Raw genomic sequence first — 24772 nt, forward strand, 5'->3', positions numbered from 1 at the left:
GTTTGGTTTAACGTTAAGTTTCGATTTTTTTCGAACGCGGTAAAATCTACAAAAAAAATCCGCCATCCACCACTCGCGGTTCGGGCATTTTTTTGTCAAAAGGGTACAAGGCCCTGTTTTTTACGAAAAAATTCAATTTTTCAATAAAAACATTACATTTTGGCGAAAAATTACATAGATTAGGCTTGTATACACAAAAAGGGCGCAAAAGCCCGCGTAAATAGAGGTTATCGCTTATATGAGTTGGTCTTATTCCAGGGAACACCAGAAAAACATTCTTTGCATGATTATGGCAGGCGGCCAGGGTAGCCGCCTCCAGCCCCTCACCCGCGACCGCGCGAAGCCGGCCGTGCACTTTGGTGGAACCTACCGCATTATCGACTTCGTCCTGAACAACTTCATCAACTCAGGCATCTTCAAGATCAAGGTGCTTACGCAGTTCAAGAGCGATTCCCTGAACAAGCACATCTCCGCCGCGTGGAACCTGAACGCGAGCCTCGACCAGTACGTGGACCTGGTGCCCGCACAGATGCGTACCGGCGACGAATGGTACCGCGGTACTGCAGACGCGATTTTCCAGAACATCAACCTGATAACCGACGAGCGCCCGGACCTCGTGGCAATCTTCGGCGGCGACCACATCTACAAGATGGACATCAACCAGATGATTGATTTCCACCTGAGCCGCGCCGCGCTCCTGACCATCGCCGCCATTCCCGTACCCGTATCGGAAGCGAGCGAATTCGGTATCATCGAAGTGGACCAGGACAACCGCATGATCGGTTTCGAGGAAAAGCCGAAGAACCCGAAGGAAATGCCCGGCAACCCCGGCTGGTGCCTCGCGAGCATGGGCAACTACATCTTCACGAGCAAGTTCCTGGTGCGCGAACTTTTGAAGGGTGCAGAGAACGGCGCGACCGACTTCGGCAAGCACATCATTCCTAGTTTGTACAAAGAATACCCGGTGTACGTCTACGACTTCAACACGAACATCGTGCGCGGCGAGCAGGCCAGCACCAAGGGCTACTGGCGCGACGTGGGAACGCTAGACGCCTTCTTCGAGGCGAACATGGACCTGTGTTCCGAAAACCCACCGTTCGATTTGTACAACAACTACTGGCCTATCCGCACGTTCAACTGGAACCAGCCGCCTGCCCGCTTCTTTGCCGGTGACGGCAACGCCCACCAGGGAGCGGCCATCGATTCCATCGTTTCTTCGGGTTGCATTATCGGCGGGGGCACCGTGGTAAAGAGCATTCTCTCCCCCGGCGTCACCATCCAGAAGGACGCCCTCGTGGAAGAATCCATCCTCTTCCCGAACGTGACAATTGGCCCGGGCGCGAAGGTGCGCCGCGCCATCGTCGAGAAGGGCCTGCACATTCCGGCCGGTTTCCAGATCGGCTACGACCTGGAACGCGACAAGAAGCTCTTCCACGTGACAGAATCTGGCATCGTCGTCCTCGCGAAGGACACGATTATAAAGGCATAAAAACATCACACCGAAGTCGCGGAAGCGACAAGCGTGTCCATGAATGTCGCAAGCAAGTAAAAACCCGCATCGGTTGATGCGGGTTTTCTTCAACACATAGGAGAATAAGCAAAAGTCTATTCTTCCTGAGCGGTTTCTACCGGACCCGGAACAGGGATTTCTCCGCCACCGAAGTTACCGCCGCCGGGGAAACCGCCCTGACCGCCACCAGGCATCGTGAAGGAGGAATCGCCGAAGTTAAAATTGCCGCCCGGGAATCCACCGGTGCTGTCGCCACCAAACATACCGCCGAAGTCTGGCATCTGCATTTCCCACTGACCGTCCTTACAAACGTAATTCATTTCCATCTCGTAGTTGCCCATCGACGATTTCTCGGTCTTCGTCGCACCTTCCTCGTCGCACGTGTTGGCCGCCGCAGTCGCGGCAGAATCCAGCGCCCAGTGACCGTCTTCGCATTTCATCACCATGCCCATCTGTTCCCGAGTTTCCCCTGCCTCACACTTCATCATGTCGGCGATAGAAGAGGAATCAACGGCCCACTGGCCGTCGGTGCACGTCATCTTGATTCCCATCTGGTTCTGCGTGGCACCTTCCTCGTCGCACTTCATCATGTCGGCGATGGCAGTGCTGTCAAAAGTGAAGGAGGAATCAATCCCCGGAATCGTGCCAGGGCCCACATCGGCAGAACTTGCCGGGGGAACATCGCCACCTTCGGGATTCAAATCACCCGAATCTGTAGATTCAGCCTTAGCGTCGCTGGAGGAAGCACTGGAAGCGGCCGGTTCGCCACCCTCATCGCCAGTCGACGAACTAGAGAGCGCAGGTTGTTCTTCGCCACCGGTCGCGGGTGCGCTTGCAGAATCGTCGCATCCCATGTAAGTGAAGGCCGCCGTAAGGGAGAGGGCCAAAGCAAGTTTCTTGAGGTTCATTTTTACTCCTTTTTGGTTAACGTTCTCCCATACGCCTTAAATATATGCCTCGAAAAACAGCCCCCTACGTAACTTAAAGTAAATTCCAATTTTACTCGCGCAAAAAAGTGGTCCAAAACACCCCGCACGGGGCATTTTATCCCAAAAAGAAAGCCCCGCACAAGGCGGAGCGAAAACACGAATTTGCACAAGGCTACTTGTGAACCACGGCGTTCTTCACGATGCCGCTAGAAATCTTCACGCCGTTCCAGACACTCGCGTCGCGAATCTCGACACCGGAAAGTTCGCAATCGTCACCGATTGCAACAAACGGGCCAATCTTGCAGTCGTGAATCTTCACGTTCTTGCCGATATAGCACGGCGGAATGATTTCCACGCCCGGAACATTCACGTCCTTGGAGTTGTCGTTGCGCTTCAGGATATGCGCGTTCGTATCGAGCAGCGTTTCCACGAGTCCGCAATCGAGCCAGCGGGAAACCGGAGCCGTCTTGAACTTGCACCCCTGCTCAATCATCATCTCGAGCGCGTCGGTGAGCTGGAACTCACCCTTGGTGCGAATATCGTTATCCATCAGGTACTTGAGGGCAGCCTTCAGCGCCTTCACGTCCTTGATGTAGTAAATGCCCACGATGGCCTCATCGCTCACGAACTCCTGCGGCTTTTCCACAAGGCGGTCAATAAGGCCTTCCTTGCCCACCACGGCAACGCCAAAGCGCTTCGGGTCCTCGACCTTGTAGGTGTACAGGATATTTTCCTGGGCATCATTCAGGATATTCAGGTCCGCCTCGAAAAGCGTATCGCCCAAGATAATCAGGAGAGGCTCGTCGTCATTCACGTACGGGAGCGCAAGGCTTACCGCCTCGCCCAGCCCCTGCGGGTTGGACTGCACCACGGTACGCACGGCGCCCCATTCAGGCTTCGTCTTGAGGTACTCGTCCATCTTTTCGGCCTTGTAGCCGGTAATGAAAATCGTCTCGGAAGGCTTGAGGCACGAAGCGTCTTCGACAATCCAGTCGATAATTGTCTTGCCAGCCAAAGGCAGCAGGCACTTAGGGCGATCCTCGGTGTAAGGACGGAGTCTCAGACCATTTCCGGCGACAGGCAATACAATTTTCATTCAGAATTTCCTTCTATTCCATTTTTTGCCTTTGGGCAAAAAACATATACAAAGGTAAAAGATAACAAAAAAATACTAATTTGTCTATCACCATTTTTAGCAAAAAAGCCAAAAACGGCAAATTTTCACCTATAGAGAGAACAAAGCCCGGTCTACACGCCTTCGACGTACAGCTTCTTCATCTCGTCGGTCAGGGCCATAGGGCGGCCGCGGTTCAGGTCCACGAGCACCCACTGCGTCTCGGATTCAAAAATCACCTTGCCGTCGGACACACGCTCGAACCGGCACTTGCGCAGGCTCGCCACACGGCCGTACGCAGCCACCCACGTCGTCCCGCGAATTTCATCGCCTAGAAAAGCCTGGTTCTTGTACTCCACGTGCTGCACATGGATCATCCAGCCGGCGCCAAGGTTCTTCATGAGGGCCGTACCGCCGACGGAATCGGAATGGGCAATCGCAATATCCTGAATCCACTTGACCGACCAAACGTTGTTGAAGTGGTGGTTGTCGTCAATCATCTCGGGCGTCACCTTGAACACCTGCGTGAACTGCATCGGGTTCACAGTTTCTTCCATCGCAATAGCCATAAAAACCTCCGTTTGGGGGAAAGATAAAAAAATGACCTTCAGCGAACAAAGAAACTTTAACAACTTGTGACTAATGACTAAAAACTATTGACCCAAAACCATATCTTTATGTTATATTTACAACGAAAAGTGCCACAGCCCGTTTTTTCACGGGTTGTCTAAAGGAGTATTTATGGATTGGAACGACTTTACGAGCCTTTCTGCAGAAGACATGCAGGCTATCTGGGACTTCAAGACGAAGGACCCGTTCTCTATTTTGGGCATCCACCCGCTCGAGACGGACAAGGGAATCAAGACGGTCATCCGCACCTACCAACCGCAAGCAGCCTTCATCCGTGGTGAAAGCTGCGACGGCGAAGTGGAATTCGACTTCATGAAGCTCGGCGACACCGGGTTCTTCGAGGCCATCCTCGACATGGACTACGAGCCGTTCTTCTACAACCTGATTATCAAGCAGGGCGACGGCATCGAGTACACGCTCACCGACCCGTACGCCTTCCAGCCCGTACTCACCGAATTCGACCGCCACCTGATTTCGACCGGCACGCACTACGAACTCTACCGCAAGCTGGGCGCGAACCTCGTGGAACACCAGGGCTTCAAGGGCGTGCAGTTCGCCGTCTGGGCCCCGAACGCACACGCAGTTTCCGTCGTGGGCAACTTCAACAGCTGGGATGGCCGCCGCCACCAGATGCGCATGCTCGGCAGTTCCGGCATTTGGGAAATATTCATCCCGAACCTCGGCGAAAACGAACTGTACCGCTTCGAAATCCACGGTGCGGACGGCAACCTTCACGTAAAGATCGACCCGCTCGCAAAACTTGCGGAAGTCCGCCCGGCAACAGCCTCCATCACGACCCACCTCGACGGCTACGAATGGGGCGACGAACTCTACATGAAGACGCACTGGGCCACCAAGGTCTTCGGAAGCCCCATGAACATCTACGAGGTGCACGCCGGTTCCTGGAGGCGCGACCCCGCAAACCCCGACCGTTTCCTCAACTGGGACGAACTTTCCGAGCGCCTCATCCCCTACTTGAAGGAGATGGGCTACACGCACGTGGAATTCCTGCCGCTGGCGGAACACCCGCTCGATGAATCCTGGGGCTACCAGGTGACCGGGTACTACTCCCCCACAAGCCGTTACGGCACGCCCGACCAGTTCCGCCACTTTGTGGACCTTTGCCACCAGAACGAAATCGGCGTGATTCTCGACTGGGTGCCGGCACACTTCCCGAAGGATGCACACGCGCTCGGCCGCTTTGACGGCACCGCCTGCTACGAGCACGCCGACCCGCGCCAGGGCGAACACCCGCACTGGGGCACCTACATCTTCAACCTGGGCCGCAACGAGGTCAAGAACTTCCTTATCGCAAATGCGATGTACTGGCTCAAGGAATTCCACTGCGACGGCCTCCGCGTGGATGCCGTGGCATCGATGCTCTACCTCGACTACGGCAAGGGTCCGGGCGAATGGGTGCCGAACAAGGACGGCGGCAACATCAACTACGATACGCTCGAGTTCCTGAAGCACCTGAACAGCATCATGGGCCGCTTGACCCCGCACGCCATCCTGATTGCAGAAGAATCCACGAGCTTCCCCTCCATCACGCGCCCGCCGGAGCAGGGCGGCCTCGGATTCCACTACAAGTGGAACATGGGCTGGATGAATGACTTCCTGAGTTACATCGAGCACGAACCTATCCACCGCAAGTACCACCACAACCAGCTGACATTCAGCATGATGTACGCCTACAGCGAGAACTTCATCCAGGTGTTCAGCCACGACGAAGTGGTTCACGGCAAGGGCTCCATGCTCCGCAAGATGCCGGGCGACAACTGGCAGCAGTTCGCGAACCTGCGACTCACCTACGCATTCCAGTACGCGCACCCGGGCAAGAAGCTCAACTTCATGGGCAACGAGTTCGGGCAGTGGCGCGAATGGAACGAGAAGCAGTCGCTCGACTGGCACCTCGTAAGCTGGGACAGTCACGGAAAGTTGCTGCAGATGATGAAGACGCTCAACCACCTGTACAAGGAAAACGCTCCCTTCTGGGAAATCGACCACTACCACACCGGTTTCGAGTGGATCTGGTGCGACGACGCAGACAATTCCATCGTGAGCTTCGTGCGCAAGGACGACCACGGGAACCAGATCCTGTGCGTGTTCAACTTCACGCCGGTCGTGCGCCACGACTACCGCCTGGGCGCCCCCGCCCGCGGAGCCTGGAAGGAAATCTTCAACACGGATGCGGCCATGTTCGGCGGCAGCAATGTCGGGAACTTCGGCGAAGTCTGGACGGACGATATCCCGTGGCAGAACAGGCAGTGGAGCCTCAACATTCAGCTCCCGCCGCTTGCGGCAGTGTATTTCCGCCTGGAAAGATAACTCACAAGTTCTTTAATTCATACTTAAAAACGGCAGCTTAAAGCTGCCGTTTTTTATCTAAAAATTATTTTCCCATAAACATGTATACTGTCGGATTCCATCGAGCTTTGATTATATAAATATTGATCAAATGTAAATCCATTCGACCATGTTGAATCCATGCCAACCATAACATATTCATAGTCCGAATCAAAACGGCATCGTTCCCAAGAAGAAGGACAATCCATCCGTATCTCAGAAAAACCAGCACTTAGCATATCAATTTTTACAGAATCCCCTACAACTTCGAAAGAATGAATAATTTTAGACAGGTCAACATCATAATATTTCTCAGTATTAGTCTCATCTAGCAAAGAAAAACGGATATGTTCTTCAGAATCTAAAGCTACAGATATTTCTTCAAATCTATGGATTTTTAACCTTTGTTTTTCAGAAACGAACAAATACTCAAAATTCCCATAACAACTATTCAATGAATCCGAATATTCCATATTCTTAAACAACAACCTTGCATCACATGTACTGTCATATGGACAATCTAATTCAACGGACAAATTCATTTTTTGGGGATGAACTTTCAAAACATTTTCACAAGAGCCAGAAGCACCATCACCTCCTCCCGTTGAGATTCCACAGGAGAAAAAGAAAAAACACAATATAAAAGAGAATCCTATCAAAAAAAGATTACGAAACACATTTATCTCCATTTTTTTGAAAATATACTTATAAAGATTGCATAAAAAGAACGCCCCGGCAGAGCCGAGGCGTTCGTTTCAAGTCTGTGTGACTGACTTACTCAATCGTGATGAGCGTGATGGTGCGCTTGCCGACCTTGATCGGCTTGCTCACGTCAACACCCTTCTTGGCCTTCTTGGACGGATCGTTTGCCCAGCCTTCCTTCAGCTTTTCGGAGCTCTTGTCAAGCGTCTGGACAGTGGCCTTGCCCTTGAAGCCAGGAATGTTCAACTTGAGTTCGTAGTCGCTGTACGGGCTCTTGTTGATCACGAGGAGGCTCTTCTTCTTGCCGTTCTCGGTGTAGTAGGTCGTGATGAGCGATTCCTTGTCACCGGAGATTTCGGTCTTGAGGAGCTTGCCGCGGAGAGCGTCGGACGCCATCTGGAATGCCCAGTAGCTCGGACGCGGGCAGTTCATGCACTCTTCGGCAGAACGGGTCAGGTAACCGTAGTCACCGCCTTCCGGAGTGATATCGTTGTGGATATCCCAGTACTGTGCGTTGTCCACGTTCTCGGTGGCGAGCATAGCGAGGTAGTCAGCAACGAACAGGCCGTTTTCGAGAGCGATGGTCTGCGGACCCGGGTTGAAGTCCACGGAGTTCCATTCGGTGAGCCAGAGTTCGAACTTCTTGTCCTTGTTGAAGTGCTTGGTCCACTTGTCCACGAGCTTGTGCAGGCGGCTGTAGATAGGCACGAGGTCCTGCGGGGCGCTGAGCATGGCGAAGTCGTTTTCTTCACCGATGTGCTGCGGGTAGTGGTGAACAATGATACCGTCGGCAATGTCACCGGTTTCCTTGAGCACGTTGTCGTTCCATGCGCCGTCGAGAACGCCGAGCACCGCCACCTTGATGGTCGGGTCAACCTTCTTCATGGCCTCGATGAACTTGCGGGCGCGCTTACCGTAGATGGTACCGCCGTCCTTACCGTACTTTTCGTAGTACGGGTGCCAGTTACCGTAGACTTCGTTACCGATTTCCCAGTACTTGATGCCGGCCTTCTTGTCGATGTTGGTGTGCTTCACCCAGGCAGCGGCTTCCTGTTCGGTGCCGGAACCGAAGTTCACGGTGAACATGGCGTTAGAACCGGTCTTCTTCAACCAGGCGAGGAATTCGTCGGTATCGACCATCCAGTCGTGGTTGTCGAGGATTTCCTTCCAGTGGTCGTCATCGGCACGGAGACCACCCGGGTAACGGATGATGCCGTGGTTGATGCGCTTCACGAAGTCGCGGGTCTGGACCTTGAACTTCGGATTGTCAAGCATGTCGCCATCCCAGAGGGCAGCGTTGATACCGAAGAGGCCGCCCGAGATGTTCGGGTTGATCACGTCGCCGGTACCCTTCACATCGACCTTCACGACAGCCGGACGAGCGGCAGCCTTGACTTCGCGCTGGTTGGTGAGCTTGATGTTGTCGATTTCGAAGGAGCCGTTAGAACCTTCTCCACCCGGTTTGAAGTCGAGAGAAACGACGTTCTTGAGGTCGAACACGCCGTTTTCCTTGGCGTTAGGCGGCTGGTAGTACGGGAACTTGCTGAAGGTGCGGAACGGCACAATCACAGTGGTACGGCCGCGCGGCACACCGGTGTTGGACACGAAGAGCTCATTGCCGGCGTCACCGATCTGGACCGTGATGGACTGCCATGCACGTTCAGAGTAGACGTCGAACATAATGCCCCAGTGGTTGGTCCAGTCGCGGAGCTTGGCGTCGTGAGCGGCAGTGTTCTTGGTGAAGTCGAGAACGAAGTCCACCCAGTCAGACATTTCGAAGTGCTTGATGAAGAGGGAGTTGCCATCGAGCTTGGAGCTCTTGTACGGCATCTCGATTTCGGCCTTGGACTTCGGGCCGAAAGACGGTTCCCACTTGTCCTTGGCAAACTTGCCTTCGAAGTCGGAAATGACCATGTCCGGAGCCTTGGACTTCCAGTTGTCCCACTTGATATCCGGGTCAACCCAGTCGATGGTTTCGGTGAAGGTGATCTGGTCCACAAAGATGGTCACAGGAGCCGGCTTGCCCGGTTCACCCTGGTTTTCACCCTTGCCCACAGAGAAGCGGATTTCCTGAATCTTGTTCCACTGCACGTCCTTGGCGACTTCGGCCTGCTTGTTAGCATCCCAAGCCTTACCCTTGTCGACGAACTTCTTGAGAGGAATCTTCACGAGCTTCCAGTCGGTGCCGACCTTGGCGCCAGCAATCCAGTCGTTCAGGCTGACCTTGGTCTGGCTCTTGATGTCGTTGCCCTGGTTGTCGAGGATACCGACGTACACCTTTTCGCCGCCGAGCTTACCCTTAATCCAGAAGTAGAGACCGCCCTTGTTGCGGACCTTGGAAAGGTCGATGTACTTGCCTTCACCGAGCGAGTAGGTCACGCCGGACCAGTCGTTGTTGTCGATGTAGAGGGCGAGAACGTTCTTGTTGCCAGCAGTCTTGGACTGAGCTTCACGCTGGGCAGAAAGGCCACCGTAGCTATAGCTGAAGCCCTTGAGGCCGTCGGAGTAGAACGTACCGTTAGCCACCGGCTTGACCTTGCCATCGAGCTTTTCGGGGTTCTTCGGGCCGTCGATGACATCGTTGTTTTCATCCCAGTAGACAATCTGCTTCTTCGGGGCAGCCTTCTTGTTGCCCTTCACGATTTCAATGTTGTCCACCCAGATTTCGAAATCAGATGCGCCGCTCTTGTCGATGGAGAAGCGGATTTCTGCAATCTTGTCCCAGTCGATACGGGCCGGGAATTCAGACTTGCGGGTGTTGTCCCAGTAGAGACCGCGGTCCGGGAAGTCCACGAGAGGGATGGAAACCTTCTTCCAGTCCGTCGTGACGGCACCGCCCTCGATGTACTTGTTCATCGGGAGCACAACCTGAGTCTTCTTGCCGTCAGAAACTTCTTCGTCAAGGAGGCCGATCTTCACGGCTTCGCCGCCCTTCTTGCCCTTGATCATGAATTCGACCTTGGAATCGAGCATGAACTTGTTCAGGTCGAAGAACTCGTTGTACAAGCAGACGGACGCACCGGAGTATTCCTTCGGGTCCAGCTTGATGTTCAGGGCGGCCTTGGACTTGTAACCGCCGTCCTTCGTGATGGTGATGCCCTTGCTAGAGCCACCGTAGGCGTAGTCGAAACCACCCGGACGGTACTGCTCGTCGAAGAACTTGTAGACGACCGTCTTCGGCTTCTTCGGCTGAGCCATTGCAGCCACGCTTGCACCCAGGAGGATGACAGACGCGACTTTCAATGTTTGCTTGATCATATTGTCGTTCCTTGTTTGTTGTTTGATTTTTTGCTTTAAATTTAAACTCTTAATGCGAAAAAGGGCACACGCCTAGACGTTTAAGCGTGTACACCTGAAAACACTACTTGGCTTCCTTGAGCATCTTTTCGACCAGGTCCGGGCTGAAGCGGTCCTGGCGTTTGCCGTTGATGTAGAAGTTCGGGGTACCCTGCACGCCGACCTTCACGCCCAACTGGAAGTCCTTGTCGATGCGAGCTTCCATGGCAGAGTCGAGGACCATGTCCTTCTTGAACTTCTCGATATCGAGGCCGATTTCAGTAGCAACTGCGATATAGACGGAATCGGAGAGTTCGCGGCTATGCGGAGCGAGGGCGTAGCGGTATTCCCAGAACTTGCCCTGCTTCTGGGCAGCGATGGAGGACGCGGCAGCGGCCTTGGCATTGCTGTGGAAGCTGAGCGGGAAGTGCTTGTAGATGAACTGGATCTTGTCCGGGTACTTCTCGTTGAGTTCCTTCATCACAGGAGCGATGCGGGAGCAGTACGGGCACTGGAATTCGGTGAATTCAACAATCGTGAGCTTCGGATCCTTGGTGTTGCCGAAAACCGGGCTGTCGTCAACGGGGATATCCCAGACCTTGTTGGCCTCTTCCATTTCCTTCTTGGCATCTTCGAGAGACATGCCTGCACGCTTTTCGAGAATGTAGGCAACAGCTTCCATGTTTGCCTCCATTTCGGTCACCTTCTTTTCGAGGGAGTCGATGCGGGCCTGCTGGTTGAAAGAACCACCGGCAGAGGCCTGGTTGCAGGCGACGAAACTAGCGGCAAGAACTGCCATAGCGACGATAGAGATACGTTTCATGTTTTTCCTTTTAGTTGAATAAACCATCCAACGGGCGAAGTCCGCCCGCGTTTTGATTGAAATATATAAAATAGTTGGCAGAAGGCAGAACTTAGTTGGCTGATCTTAGCAGGTAGAAGGCTGTTTGTATTTACAAAAAAAGCGGGGGTAAAAAATACACCCCGCAATCCAAAAAACCTTACTGAAATTTTACAAAGACTTCACCATGAAGGTATGGCGCGATTTTGCAGAAATTACGCGAACCTGGAGCACACCCTTCGCGCGGAGCGAAAGCGTCGCCGTGCCCTGCAGGCCCTTGAACTGTTCAACCATCTTGCCGGCGAGGTCGAACACCTGCACGTCGAATGCAGAAGCGTCCATACCCGAAAGCGTGATGGTAGAGCCGTTCTGGACAAGCGAAAAATCGGGAGCCTTCGCCACCACCGGCATCACGTCTACCGTATCCGGCTTTTCTTCCTCGCCAGGCATAGTGACGGGCGCCTTCTTGCTGAGGATGTACCCGAGCGCACCCACGAGAGGCGCGTTCATATCGACGCAGACCTCGTTCACGTTCCAGGCAGAAACAGTCCCGTTGTGGCTCCCGCTGTTAAAGTCTCCCGCGATAAGGCCACCAAGCAGCTTGTTCTTTTCGGGCGGCTGGAGTCCGGAATCCACCTCGCGGCCCGTATCCTCGTTGCCGTAGTACCCGCGATGGTGCGGGGACTTCGGGGCATTCGCACCGTTCTTGGTAAACCCGACCACATAGGACTTCTTGTTGCTGTTGTCACCAAGCAGGTAAGCGACGTTCTTCTCGATAATGTCATCGAACTTGGTTTCGCCGTAGAAATTGGACATGAGCGCATACAGGAAAGCGCCACCCGCCGGAGAACGCACGGAGAAAGAGCCGCCACCGCCGGTTTCGCCCATGAAGATATCGTTCTTCGCCTTCTTCTTGTAGATGTTGTCGAGGAACTGCTCCGCATCGTAGAAGGAACCCGAGGAAGGCGCCCAGTGGAACACGCCCTCACCCATCACCACGGAAAGCGGGACCGCATTCGAGTAGTTGAGGCGCGTGTAGCTGCCCGAACTAAAATCGAGGTCGAAGAACCATTCGTCGGCTTCGGTCTTGTACTTCTCATCTTCCGTCGTGCGATACAGTTCAAGCGCGGCGAGGAACGGACCATCCTTCCAGCGACCATCCCACCAGCTAGATTCGTAGAAGCTGCTGGAATTCGTGACACCCTTGTGCGACTTGGCGTAGGAATAGGCAGTCTTTGCTGCCTCGAGGTACTTCTTCTTGTTGGCTTCGTCGGGGTCGACGCGCGCCATCACGGCAAGCATTGCTGCCGCCATACCCGGAGTAAAGCCGTCGTTGGCATCGCCCTTGACATAGCGGGGTTCACCGCCCTCGCCCTGGCCAAGCGTGCTCATCTTGCCCGCAGTGACCCACTTGGTGTGGTCGGCATTGCCGTCGCCCTTCACCGTCACAAAGGCAGAGCTGCTGATAGCGGCCTTCACCCAGAAGTCAGCCTCGTAGCGGAGTTCCTCGAGCAGGTCACGGACCTCGTTGGGCTTGCCGCCCTTGCGCGTATAATCCTTGCTTTCCTTGTAGTCGGAATAGTCGCCTGTATAAAGGTCGTAAAAGCCCTTGGTGAATTCGGCATAGCCGAGTGCCAGAATGTAGGAGGCATAGCCCTGCGACTGGCCATACATCACATGGTCGCCACAGTCGAACCAGCCACCCGAAACATCCTTGCCGTTGTAGCTATCCTTGGTAAAGCTCTTGGTGTAGTTGGTGCCATCTAGGATCCAGTTCGGGCCCTCACCTGAACGCTGTGCGCCAAAGAAACGCGTAGTCATCCAGGCAGCCTCGATGTAATCATCCGTGCTGAGAGCCGCAAGACCGGCAGAGGGTACAATGGCCATCAGGGAGAGGGCCGAAACAATAACTTTTCTACAATTCATGTGTTCTCCGGTAAGGAACACCCACACCCACCGGGCAACAATATAAGATTTTTTAGCGAAAAATCACACGAAAAGATTGTTTACACGGCCAAAGTCGTGACCAGCGTCTCATGAAGCAGGCCATTCGTGAAAATCGCCTGCTCGGCATCCACGAATTCAAGCGGTTTGCCGTCAATGCGGGTAGATTTCCCGCCCGCTTCCTCTACCAGCAGGGCAATCGCCCCGATATCCCACGGGTAGCTCATGGTCATCACGAAGCAGTCTATGCGCCCGCAGGCCGTAAAACAGCCCTCGATGACGGCAGAGCCCAGGCACTTGACGCGCTCGAAGGCAACCGCCTCGCGGGCAAAGTTGCGGGAATTCTGCTCGTTTATTTTTTGCGCATCGCCCACATTGAAATCGCCGTTGCTCACGATTGCGTGAACGGAATCGCTCTCGCGACTCACATGAATCGCCTTCCCGTTCATGAAGGCTCCCCCGCCCTTGCTGGCCGTATAGAGTTCGCCCAGCTTGGGGAGGTTTACCGCCGCCACCAGAGGCTTGCCCTCAAAATGGAGCGCGATGGAGATACCCCAGAGCGGAATCCCGCGGCTAAAATTCACGGTGCCGTCCACCGGGTCGATAATCCACAGGTAGCGCGGGTCCGTGCCCTCGATGACGCCCGCCTCTTCCGTGCGGATGGAATGCGTCGGGAACGCCTTCCGGATTCCCTCGACAATCAGTTTTTCGCTTGCAATATCGGCGCGGGTAACAACATCCTTCTTGGACTTGTAGTGAATTTCGCCCAAATCCTGCTGGATTTCAAGGCAGAGGTCACCGGCGCGCTTGGCAAGCGTTTCGGCAACGGAAAGGAAATTTTGGGATTCTTGCATTTTAGTTGGCAAAACTTAGTTGGCAGTTGGCAGGCGCCCTACTCCGGGTAGGCGCAGCAGCGGAAGCCGATGGTCGGGGACTTGTAGAATGCGGCGGCCTCGCGGTAACGCACCTTCTCGCCCGTGAGGAACACCACCTTGATTTCGGAGGGAACGTACTTCAGGCCGTTGCCCAGCGTGTCGAGCCACGCGTCGCCACCCTTCTTGTACTCGGAGTACAGCGCGTAGTCCTCGCCGATGGTATTGCCCGAAGAATCCTGCACGGTAAAGAACTGCAGGCTGTCCGTGAAATCCTTCTGCGAAAGTACCTTGAAGAGCGTGCGCGATGTATCGGCAGCAAACACGGTATCGACCTTCGAGCCTTCTCGGTACAGGTACACGGAATCGGTCGTGTATGCGGGCCTCGTGAAATACGGGAACGAGCGGTTCGTGCAAAGCGCAAGCGATTCTCGGTCAAGCCCACTATAAATCTTGTAGCTAGAACCCTTCGCTACGGCAACCGTATCTTCGGACCTGCCAATGACCCATTCCTGGTACTGGCCAGGCATGTCGCGCACGCCCATCGGGTTCACGCACCGGTAATCGCGCTTCGAGACATCCGCCGCAGAAGCGGAATCGTTCGTTCCCACGTTGCAGTAACTGAACAGGTATTCGCTCGCATCTACGTTGAGTTCGTTCAGCACGCCGTACGAAAGCGAACCGCCCGAAAGGCAAACCAGTTCCCAGTCGCGTTCCTTGCACAGGCTGACGGTGAACCCGCTTGCCGAAACGCCCTCGCACGCGGCAACTGCCTCGGAATGGAGCACGTTGTAGACGAACTCGCCCGAATCGTTCCTGTGTTCAAACTTCTCCATGCAGAAGCTGGCCGAATCGCCCGTAGAAACAGGCACAAAGCCTTCGGGGCATTCCATCTCGGATGCAAGCTTGCCGGGAGAAACCGCAATGGTGTCGATAAGCGCCGTCGAGTAATACCCGGACTTGTCCTTCGCACGGATGCGGAAAATAATCGTATCGCCCGGGGAAACCCAGCGGATAGTATCGGTCACGAATGTTCCCGTCGCGGACACCGCCATGGTATCGCTATCGACCGCGTAAAGCTTGTTGAAGCGGCCCGAACCGCCCGCATAGCCATATTCCTTCCACTCCTTCAAGTTCACGTCGTAATGTTCCACGACATAGACCGCGACCGTATCGTAACACAGCGTGAACAGGCACGTATCCGGAATCAGCACGACCGTATCGGATTCAATCGGGTGGTCCGCCTTGTAGGGGTCCACTCCCCTGCTCCAGAAAATACGCAGGCGGTTGTTGCTATCGAGCCGTGCCATTCCCGGGAACAGAGAATCCTCCATAAAGTAGAGGCGCGTAGGCATCACGGGTGCAACGGAATCCGTAGTCAGGAACAGTTGGTTCGTCTCGACCGTAGAAAGGCCTTCCGTTCCCGAGGAATTGCCCACGGAATCCCAGGCCGAAATGCCAATCGTGTATTCCGACATGGACTTGAGCCCCTCGATCACCATGCGGAACCGGTTCAGCGAATCGGCATCGAAATCAAAGCCCTTCCCGTCGGTAATGGAAATGCGCAGGTAGTTCTTCACGTTATCGCCGTGCGAAACGGAATCGAACCACACCGAATCAGAGCTTGCACGAATCCTGGAATGCCGCGTGTAGTAGGTCGAACCGGTAGAATCTACCCCGTCGGGGCCGGTCAGCGTAATCTTCAGGTCGCGCAGGTCCTCGTCCTTGTCCGAAGACCAGATAACCACGTTGTAACCGACAATCATCCCCGAAAGGTACATCGGCTTGTAGAAGTTGGTCTGGTCAGTCGGGCGGTACCACTCGAAAAGCGCGCCCGTCGTCCACACGGAATCGTACACCGTCACCCGCGAAGGCGGAATGTCGTCACCAAAATGCAGGAACACGCGCTGTACGGAACCGGGGTCGCCATCGGTGTACTCGCAGAACAGGGCCACCTGCACGCTATCGTACCCCTGGTCCACATAGTCCTTGACCAGCTCGGTCAAGTCAAGCGTATCGTAAACGCGCTCGGTACCCGAAGAATAGTCTATGGACTTGGTCGCCTTGTCAATCTGCTTCGAAGAAACCGCCTTCGAGGTATCGTCCACGACGGTCGTATCTATCCAAACATGAATGTAGGCAAAGTCTTCCCTGTCGATGGGCAAACGGTAACGGACGCTAAAACACGCAGAAGTGTCGTTTTCGTCGGCACACCCCTGGATTACGCTCAGTTCCATGATTTCGCGGTCAAACAGGAACTCGGTCCCTTCTTCCTCGTCGGAACACGACACCGCCAAAATACAGAACGCAAAAAGCAGGAGCAGTCTTGAAAAATACTGTTTCATCGTATATGAATTTAGCAAAATGCACTTGATGAGCCCCAAAAGCACGCCAAGAAACGCGTCGAAAACCTCCGAAAAAGGGATTTTCACGCATTATATGCTCCTAAAAGACGCTTTTTGAAGAATAAAGTAAATTTTTTCAGGAAAAATGTACACTACGTCACAATAAAATGTAAATTAGAGAAAAAAGAGGATGTTTATGAAGAGACTTATGATACCCGCACTCGCCATCGCAGCGCTCATGCTCGCCGCATGCGGTGACAGCAATTCCGCCAAGGCCTGCCAGAAGCCCGCCTACTGCTACAGGACGACAGAAGACACCCAGAGGCATTGCGACCTCGACAAGGAAGTTACCGAAGTCAAGGTGCAGCAGGCGAAGGACGCAGGAATCTTCAAGGAAGAATTCGAGGACTGCTGGGACATGTAGCCCCACCTTCTTGTGCATTTGCAAAAGGCCCGTCCGAATGGACAGGCCTTTTTTTGTTAATCCCGAAGCGCCCTTTTTACCAACTTACAATCGGAGTATTCCAGGCAAGGTTCACAACCATACTGCGCACCGCACCTTCCCAATCACCCTTAGAAACAGCAAACGTATACCCCATAGAGCCTTCGGCATGGCCATAGCCCAGAAGCTTCTTCGTCTTGGCATCGTAGAAGGCATACTTACATTTTGACATAAACACGTTGGTGGAATACGAGCCTCCCATTGGATTCATTCCCAAGGGGTCCATCGACCTCGCCTGCACAGTACCCGCCTCGTAGTGGTGTACCTCGGTATCGCGACCAAGCCAGATATCGGACACGACGATGTACAAATCGACATTGTCCTCCATATTCGCGAACGCAGGCGTATCGAAGTCCTCGTTACCCAATTTTTGCTTTGTGTAAGAGATATCCCCCGGCTGCACCTGCTTCATGGAGAACTTGATTTGATTTCGTGTTTCCGCATTCAGGTAATCTTTCACCTGCGGGCCGAACCACTTGGCAAAGTTATCCACGTATTCGGGCAAATCGTCTTTCAAGTCGTCAGGATTGGCAACCGTAGGCTTTGCAAATACAACCTTTGCCGTAGTAGCTTTCGGCATGCTTTTCCACTCCGCATCGATGTAATAGCGCGGAGCAGCACACGCCGTAAAGAGTACACCCGCAAGTATAGACAAGAAAGCAAACTTAATAAACCTCATAAAAATCTCCTTTTCGTTTATCCTCAATATATAATTTCTTTTATAGTTTGTCCACAAAAGTAATGCCCCCAGATATTTTCCAGAGGCATTTTCTAAACGATTACCGAAAGCGGAATTAGTCGCCCGTATGGTAGTTCGGGGCTTCCTTCGTGATGGTCACATCGTGCGGGTGAGATTCGCGGAGGCCTGCGCCCGTAATGCGCACGAACGTCGCCTTCTTGTAGAGTTCGTCGAGGTTTGCAGCACCGGCGTAGCCCATCGCGGAATGGATACCGCCAATCAGCTGGTAAACGGTGTCGCGGAGCGGGCCCTTGTAGGGCACGCGGCCTTCGATGCCTTCCGGAACGAACTTGCGCGGTTCCTGCACGCCGCCCTGGAAGTAACGGTCGGCAGAACCGGCCTTCATCGCACCGAGGGAACCCATGCCGCGGTAGCTCTTGTAGCTACGGCCATCGGCGAGGATGACTTCGCCCGGAGCTTCTTCGGTACCTGCAAAGAGCGAGCCCACCATCACGGCGTGACCACCGGCAGCGAGAGCCTTCACGATGTCGCCCGAGAACTTGAGACCACCGTCGGCAATGATCTTCACGCCAACCTTGCGGGCCATCTTGCCGCATTCAACGACAGCAGAGAACTGCGGGTAACCGACACCGGCAACAATACGCGTGGTGCAGATGGAACCCGGACCGATACCCACCTTCACGATGTTCGCGCCGCACTTGGCAAGTTCCGCAACCGCTTCCGGAGTGCAGACGTTGCCTGCGCAAATCGTGAGCTTCGGGTATTTTTTGCGGACGGTCTTCACCATGTTGCGCACGCCGATGTGGTGGCCGTGAGCCGTATCGATAATAAGCAGGTCGACGCCGGCGTCCACGAGGGCGGCGACGCGTTCAAGAGTGTTGGCAGAAGTACTGACTGCGGCACCCACGAGCAACTGGCCGTTCTTGTCGAGGCTAGCGTTCGGGTTGTTTTCGCGCTTCAAGATGTCCGTCATCGTGATGAGGCCCTTCAGTGCACCGGAGGCATCCACGAGCGGGAGCTTCTCGATGCGCTTTTCGGCGAGGATTTCCTTCGCCTTCGCGAGGCTCACCTTCGGGCTAGCCGTCACCGGGTTCTTCGTCATCACGGAACTGATCTTCACGTTCATGTCGCTCACGGTACGGAGGTCGCGGCTCGTGAGCATGCCCACAAGCTTGCCCTTCGAAAGAATCGGGAAGCCGCTCACCTTGTTGCGGGCGCGGAGTTCAAAAGCAGCGGAGACCGGCTGGTCGGCATCGAGCGTCACCGGGTTCACAACGATACCGGACTGCCACCGCTTGACCTTGCGGACTTCTTCGGCCTGTTCTTCAACGCTCATGTTCTTGTGGATGATGCCAAGACCACCCTGCAGGGCGAGCGAAATAGCCAAGGGAGCCGTCGTCACGGTATCCATGGCGGCACTGATGATAGGAATGTTCAGCTTGATATTCGGAGCGAGCTGTGTGCTCACGTCGGTCTGGGCCGGCAAGACAGAAGATTCAGCGGGAACTAGGAGGACGTCGTCAAACGTCAAAGCTTCTGGCAAAAGTTTCATAAATTACCTCTTTTGCGCATAGAATATAGCAAAAATGTCACGGGTCTAGCAAAAAAAGACGCATTTTGTAGCAACAAAACGCCATTGGATCCCTCGGCTTTCAGCCTCAGGATGACTCTACGAGTCATTTCCCATTGTAACGTTCCATGCACTTCTCGATGCCGAGCTTGAAGTAGCATTCCACGAGAGCCGGGACCTTTGCAATCGCCTCTTCAAAGACCGGACGGTCCTCGGGGGAAAACTTCGCCAGAACCCAGTTGGAGAGGTCAAATTTCGGGGGGCACTTGCCCACGCCAAAGCGGATGCGCGGGAACTTGTCGCCCACATGCTCGATGATGTTCCTAAGCCCGTTCTGGCCACCGTGACTGCCATCCTTGCGGCAACGGATGCGGCCTACGTCCAAATTAATGTCGTCACTAAAGACCAGCAGATGGTCGACCTTCACCTTGTACCAGGTCATCAGGGCCTGAACAGCCTCGCCCGAGAGGTTCATGTAGGTTTGCGGTTTTGCGAGCAGGCATTCCTCGCCCGCTATGGTCACCTTCATGGTGAGCGCCTTGTGTTCGCTCTTCCAGTCCTTGTTCGGGTCGGCAAGTTTTTCGACCGCCATAAAGCCCGCGTTGTGATGCGTATTAGAGTACTGAGTACCAGGATTTCCGAGACCGACGATAATGTACATGGTTCAAAATTAGGAAATTAGAATTACATATCCCAGCAGTCAACAAAGAATTCTTTAAAAATTCCTTCGTCCTTTGCTAGTTGCACCTTGACTTCGGCAACCTCTTTGTCTAAGTCACAATGTCTCAGACTGTCTGCGGTTGTCGTATAACAATACGCGGGGTGTTGACAAGAGACAACTTCTTCGGAAACACTTGCATTATTTGAATTGTCCGAGCCGTCGTCACCACCATCTTCGACTATCGGAGAATCCGAATATACTTTAAATATCTCCGATCTGCCTGCTTTAGACTGCTTGGAATACGGGTAGACATAGATGTAAGCGTCGTCTGCAGTGACCACTCCAAGTTCAGCATCCAGCTTAATGCTGTATTCGTTGCAGGTCTCACCATCGATTACCGCGTTGTCAATGCTTTCTTCGAGTAAGTTCACCTTCTGTGCGCCATCATTGAAGCGGAGTTCAACACCGAAGCCGCCGAAATCCATGTCGGAACCGAACACGAGCTTGATGGTCTCGCCCACCTCGAACCATTCACCGCCTTCGGGGTAAACAACCTTTACACCATCAGTCACGGAACAATCAAAGTCTTTTTCTACAGCATTTTGCTCCGAACTGGAAGGCACCACATTCGCTTCACCCGCATCCAGCACGCAGCGCACGGCGAGTTTCCACTGTTCGTGGCAAGGTCCTGCAATTTGGAACGAGCCCCTCTCCAGAGTGATGGATAAGCACTTTCGGTAATGGCTGCCGTCTTCCTCGTCATTGGTCCAGAAATAGGCTGCTTCTCCATCCTTGTTCAAGGACCGGTCTCCACTCATATACCCTTTATACACGTCATTGTCAAGCGAATAGTTCCTAAAAGCCGAGGAATTGTAGAACTCTTCCCATTCTTCGTAGCTAGGCAAACGCCAGCCGTTCGGGCACACGTAATCCAGTTTTGTGCCAGGGTAAAGGAATCCCGTTTCAACGCAAGTCCTCTCGCTAGGTCTCGGGCAATCCGCCTTGTCCTCTTCGTCATGGTTGCGGTAGAACTTGTAGGCAACGTTGTCTAACATCCAGTAGAGGTTCCCTACCTTGGCAACATTGTAGGCATGTTCATCGCGAAGGTCCGTCAGCGTCGTGCCGTTGAGTTCATAGCCCTTGCTGCTCTTGCCGTAGCCATATTCGTCCGCGAATTCCTCGTAGTAACTGGTACAAGCCGAGAGGAGGAATGCGACGAGAGCGAATACGAAAGGCATAGATCCTCGCCTTGCTTCGGCAAAGCTCAGCACAAGTCGCGAGGATGACGATGCGAATTTTCTTCTATCAAACATCATATATCCCTCCCCTAGAACACGAACGTGAGGCCAAAGGCGACAAGTCCAACACCACCGAGAATCAAACCAGCACCACGCATTTTTTCAAACCCATCAATGGTATCAAGGCGATTTTTATACGATGTCTCGCCATCGGGTTCCTTGTCCCTGAAATGTTTCGCGCCGATTTCACCAGCGATAGCGGCGCCGAACCCCAACAGCGAGGCTACACCGAACGTAATCTTGAGCCCCAGATGCGAACTCTTCTCGGGCTGTTCCACATTCGTTGGAACGCTTTCACCCGGCTGCGGAGAGTCTACTTCCGGCTGGATCGCAACGGCATCCGCGACCGCAGTTTCCTTTGCGGGTTCCACATATTCAAACTGCGCTACCTGTCCCTGCTCGATTTTCACGTCAAGGGGATGTTCGCCCGCATCGTCAACGACCGCAATCTTCGCGCAGACCGGGACACTCCCCGTGAACGGAGTCGTGCCGACCTTCTCGCCGTTCACGAGTACTGACAAACTACGTTCCTCGCCCGAGGCAGAACGCGCCTTGAGCGAAATCCCGCCAACAACAGGAGAAAGCGATTCCTTGAACACCTCTTCCTTATCGCGGAACACGCCCACCTTGAACGACACGGGACTGTAGCAGCGGTGAGCGATTTCAACCGAGCGGGTTCCCGGGTCCATCAGCACCTTATTTGCCGCAGGCACTAGTTCACCGTCGACCTTGATTTTCAGTTCTTCGTAGGTACCACCCGCCGGGAACGCGAGGTCAAGCGTGAGCGTACCGTAACGCGGCACGAGGTCGAGCGAAACTTCCTGACCGTCCCCGCTAATCGTGAACAAGCCTTCCGCATCTTCGTGGTGATCCAAGACCGCAACAAAGCGGTGTTCGCCCGCATCTACCATGACCTGGCACGGAGTCGCCGTGCACTGCCGCACCGGACGGCCGTCTATACTCAAAGCCGCGCCTTGCGGGTTCGTCGTTACGTTCACGACAAACGTCTGGTTGCCCGCGCCGTCAAAACCCGTACGCACAATACCTGTCGCGCCGCCGCGCGCCTTGCGGAAAAATTCCGGAGACTTCGTCTTGATAACTTCCATAAGCGCATTCACGTCGGCACCGAGCCCGTTGAAACTCGCGACCAGCTTGCTGCCCGCAGTCTCGTACAGTTCTGCGCTGATGGAAATATTCGAGCCCACCTTGCCGATGCGTGCCTGCGCCACATAGTCGGCGGCAATGTTCTTGCCCGTTTCGGCAAGGCAACTGCCCTCACAATCCTCGATGGACTTGCCCGGAGGGAGCATCATCATGATGTTCTCGCGGGTCATGATGGTAAAGTTGAGTTCGGCAGGGAGTTCCTGCACCGCCTGCTCGCGAAGCATGTTGGTGAGGTACTGGCGCTCCGAAAGGGTCAGGATATCCTTGCTGTCGGCCACGGTCTCAAGAACAGCGACAAACTTCGCAAAAGAAACGCCCGTCAGCAACAGAGCGAGAAACAAAATTTTTAAGACCCGGTTCACGATGTTAGGCTCCTGGCAAAAGGCGACACGGATAATATAAGCATATAAATAGCTTTTTTTTACATCAAAAACAATACCCCCCTGCATTTTTCTATCTTTGCGGTGTATGAAGAACGTCGATACTATTGCAGTTTTGGACTTTGGCGGGCAGTACGCCCACCTGATTGCTAACCGCGTGCGCCGCCTGGGCGTGTTTACCGAAATCCATTCCCCCGCCGCTCCCGTCAGCGAGCTCGAAGGCGTGAAGGGAATCATCTACAGTGGCGGCCCCAGCAGCGTGTATGCGGCCGACGCCCCGGAATATAATCCCGAGATTTTGAACCTGCCGGTGCCCAAACTCGGCATCTGCTACGGTCACCAGCTCATCGCCCAGCAGTTGGGCGGTCACGTGGAACCGGGCAAGGTCAAGGAATACGGCATCGCCGACCTGATTGTGGGCGACGAAAACTGCCCGATTCTGAAGGGACTCCCGAAGGCAAGCCCCATGTGGATGAGCCACGGCGACCAGGTCACGAAGCTCCCCGAGGGCTACAAGATTGTGGCCAGCACCAAGGACTGCGAAATAGCCGCCGTCGCCTTCGACAGCGACAAGCCTGAGCGCCAGATTTTCGGTATCCAGTTCCACCCCGAAGTCACGCACAGCAAGTTCGGCATGAAGCTGCTTGAAAACTTCGTGGACTTCACGGGCGCGAAGAAGACCTGGAACATGAAGAGCTACCTGCCGCTCATCACGGAACGCATCAAGGAACAGGTCAAGGACCGCAAGGTCTTCTTGCTCGTGAGTGGCGGCGTGGACTCCACCGTTGCATTCGTGCTTTTGAACCGCGTGCTCGGGCCGGAAAAAGTCCTCGGCCTGCACGTGGATAACGGCATGATGCGCCTCGGCGAATCCCAGAAGATTATGGAATTCTTGAAGGCCGAGGGGATGAACAACCTGAAGGTCCGCGACGCCAGCGAACACTTCCTCGCGAAGCTCAAGGGCGTGACTGCGCCGGAAACCAAGCGCGGTATTATCGGCAAGGAATTCCTGACGGTGAAGGACGAGGAAATGGCGAAGCTCAACCTCGATCCGAACCAGTGGATGATGGCTCAGGGCACCATCTACCCCGACACCATCGAAAGCGGCGGCACCAAGAACGCCGACAAGATCAAGACGCACCACAACCGCGTGCAAGAAGTCCTGGACCTTATGGAAAAGGGCCTCGTGCTGGAACCCCTCGCCGACCTGTACAAGGACGAAGTCCGCGCCCTCGGCGAAGAACTGGGCATCCCGCACAACCTTGTGTGGCGTCACCCGTTCCCGGGTCCAGGTCTCGGCGTTCGCCTGCTCTGCAGCGAAGGCAAGCTCACCGACGATATGGTGAAGTTCGAAGACGTGAAGGATACCGCCGGTCAGTCCCTCGCCGACTACCTGAAGGCGAACAACATCGCTGGCCGCCTGCTCCCCATCAAGAGCGTGGGCGTGCAGGGCGACGGCCGTACCTACGCGCAGCCGTTCCTCATTACCACTCCGGGTCTCTCCTGGAAGGATTGCGAAAAGTTCTCCACCGAACTTGCCAACCGCTTCAAGGCAATCAACCGCGTGATTTACCAGATTGGCTCTGTTGCAGATGAAGACCCAAAGCTCGTCGAACAGTACGCCACTCGCGAAAACTTCGATACGCTCCGCAAGTTCGACAACATTTGCACCGAATTCCTGCAGGCAAACGACCTGTACGAAAAGATTTGGCAGATGCCGGTGGTGCTTGTTCCGCTCCGCACGGCAGGCAAGCCCTGCATCGTGATGCGCCCGGTAAACTCCACCGAGGCCATGACCGCAAACTTCGCCGAAATCGACCAGGGAATGCTCGCAGGTCTTTGGCGCAAGTTCGAAGCCGAAGGCGCCGGCTCGCTGTGGTACGACGTGACCCACAAGCCGCCCGGAACTATTGAATGGGAATAAGGCGAGAGTCGCGACAAAAAGCTTGCTTTTTGTCATGACCGAGCCGCGTGAACACGCGCTTGAA

The 24772-nt window shown here is 54.4% G+C and carries 18 protein-coding genes; 4 read left to right on the forward strand and 14 right to left on the reverse strand.

From position 1 onward, the window contains the following. Window positions 1–238: 238 nt before the first annotated feature. Window positions 239–1489, forward strand: coding sequence for a glucose-1-phosphate adenylyltransferase (gene glgC, locus CRO08_RS07295; protein ID WP_097035627.1), 1251 nt, complete (start codon window positions 239–241; stop codon window positions 1487–1489). A 116-nt stretch (window positions 1490–1605) separates the two neighbouring features. Here glgC and CRO08_RS07300 read toward each other — a convergent pair whose 3' ends face one another. From CRO08_RS07300 to CRO08_RS07310, 3 genes are all read right to left on the reverse strand, one after another. Continuing rightward, window positions 1606–2418 (reverse strand): hypothetical protein, encoded by an 813-nt coding sequence (locus CRO08_RS07300; protein WP_097035628.1) that lies wholly within the window; start codon window positions 2416–2418, stop codon window positions 1606–1608. 193 nt (window positions 2419–2611) lie between these two features. Beyond that, window positions 2612–3535 (reverse strand): sugar phosphate nucleotidyltransferase, encoded by a 924-nt coding sequence (locus CRO08_RS07305; RefSeq protein WP_097035629.1) that lies wholly within the window; start codon window positions 3533–3535, stop codon window positions 2612–2614. A gap of 152 nt (window positions 3536–3687) precedes the next feature. Continuing rightward, a complete protein-coding gene (locus CRO08_RS07310) occupies window positions 3688–4122 on the reverse strand; it encodes a thioesterase family protein (protein WP_097035630.1) in 435 nt (144 codons plus the stop codon). A 172-nt stretch (window positions 4123–4294) separates the two neighbouring features. On the opposite strand from CRO08_RS07310, the gene glgB reads away from it, so the two are divergent. After that, on the forward strand, window positions 4295–6511 hold the full coding sequence (gene glgB, locus CRO08_RS07315; RefSeq protein ID WP_097035631.1) for a 1,4-alpha-glucan branching protein GlgB: 2217 nt from the start codon (window positions 4295–4297) through the stop codon (window positions 6509–6511). Window positions 6512–6564: 53 nt separating this feature from the next. Here glgB and CRO08_RS16705 read toward each other — a convergent pair whose 3' ends face one another. From CRO08_RS16705 to CRO08_RS07340, 6 genes are all read right to left on the reverse strand, one after another. Beyond that, window positions 6565–7218: a hypothetical protein gene (locus CRO08_RS16705; RefSeq protein ID WP_141398270.1), complete on the reverse strand. Its 654-nt coding sequence runs from the start codon at window positions 7216–7218 to the stop codon at window positions 6565–6567. Window positions 7219–7303: 85 nt separating this feature from the next. Next, window positions 7304–10489, reverse strand: a complete 3186-nt coding sequence (locus CRO08_RS07320) for a carbohydrate binding domain-containing protein (RefSeq protein WP_097035632.1) — start codon at window positions 10487–10489, stop codon at window positions 7304–7306. A gap of 103 nt (window positions 10490–10592) precedes the next feature. Continuing rightward, window positions 10593–11330, reverse strand: a complete 738-nt coding sequence (locus CRO08_RS07325) for a thioredoxin domain-containing protein (RefSeq protein WP_097035633.1) — start codon at window positions 11328–11330, stop codon at window positions 10593–10595. Window positions 11331–11519: 189 nt separating this feature from the next. Then, window positions 11520–13274, reverse strand: a complete 1755-nt coding sequence (locus tag CRO08_RS07330) for a glycoside hydrolase family 9 protein (RefSeq protein WP_141398271.1) — start codon at window positions 13272–13274, stop codon at window positions 11520–11522. Window positions 13275–13354: 80 nt separating this feature from the next. Beyond that, window positions 13355–14146, reverse strand: a complete 792-nt coding sequence (locus tag CRO08_RS07335) for an inositol monophosphatase family protein (protein ID WP_097035635.1) — start codon at window positions 14144–14146, stop codon at window positions 13355–13357. 38 nt (window positions 14147–14184) lie between these two features. Next, window positions 14185–16509, reverse strand: a complete 2325-nt coding sequence (locus tag CRO08_RS07340) for a hypothetical protein (protein ID WP_097035753.1) — start codon at window positions 16507–16509, stop codon at window positions 14185–14187. 196 nt (window positions 16510–16705) lie between these two features. Between CRO08_RS07340 and CRO08_RS07345 the strand changes: the two genes are divergently transcribed. Beyond that, entirely contained in the window at window positions 16706–16933 is a 228-nt protein-coding gene (locus tag CRO08_RS07345) for a hypothetical protein (protein ID WP_139258758.1), read from the forward strand. 76 nt (window positions 16934–17009) lie between these two features. Here the strand turns inward: CRO08_RS07345 and CRO08_RS07350 are convergent, their stop codons facing one another. The 5 genes from CRO08_RS07350 to CRO08_RS07370 all read right to left on the reverse strand — a co-directional run bounded on the left by CRO08_RS07350 (window position 17010) and on the right by CRO08_RS07370 (window position 22745). Continuing rightward, on the reverse strand, window positions 17010–17690 hold the full coding sequence (locus tag CRO08_RS07350) for a hypothetical protein (protein ID WP_097035636.1): 681 nt from the start codon (window positions 17688–17690) through the stop codon (window positions 17010–17012). 115 nt (window positions 17691–17805) lie between these two features. Beyond that, window positions 17806–19263 carry an IMP dehydrogenase gene (gene guaB, locus CRO08_RS07355; RefSeq protein ID WP_097035637.1) on the reverse strand — a complete coding sequence of 486 codons (1458 nt, stop codon included), beginning with the start codon at window positions 19261–19263 and terminating at the stop codon, window positions 17806–17808. 124 nt (window positions 19264–19387) lie between these two features. Then, window positions 19388–19942 carry an aminoacyl-tRNA hydrolase gene (gene pth, locus CRO08_RS07360; protein ID WP_072810873.1) on the reverse strand — a complete coding sequence of 185 codons (555 nt, stop codon included), beginning with the start codon at window positions 19940–19942 and terminating at the stop codon, window positions 19388–19390. 23 nt (window positions 19943–19965) lie between these two features. Further along, window positions 19966–21180, reverse strand: a complete 1215-nt coding sequence (locus CRO08_RS07365; RefSeq protein WP_176495084.1) for an FISUMP domain-containing protein — start codon at window positions 21178–21180, stop codon at window positions 19966–19968. An 89-nt stretch (window positions 21181–21269) separates the two neighbouring features. After that, a complete protein-coding gene (locus CRO08_RS07370) occupies window positions 21270–22745 on the reverse strand; it encodes a PEGA domain-containing protein (protein WP_141398272.1) in 1476 nt (491 codons plus the stop codon). Window positions 22746–22872: 127 nt separating this feature from the next. Between CRO08_RS07370 and guaA the strand changes: the two genes are divergently transcribed. Next, complete coding sequence (guaA, locus tag CRO08_RS07375) at window positions 22873–24708, forward strand: glutamine-hydrolyzing GMP synthase (RefSeq protein ID WP_097035640.1); 1836 nt, start codon at window positions 22873–22875, stop codon at window positions 24706–24708. Window positions 24709–24772 lie beyond the last annotated feature (64 nt).

The sequence above is a fragment of the Fibrobacter sp. UWT3 genome (assembly GCF_900230125.1).
Lineage (GTDB): Bacteria > Fibrobacterota > Fibrobacteria > Fibrobacterales > Fibrobacteraceae > Fibrobacter.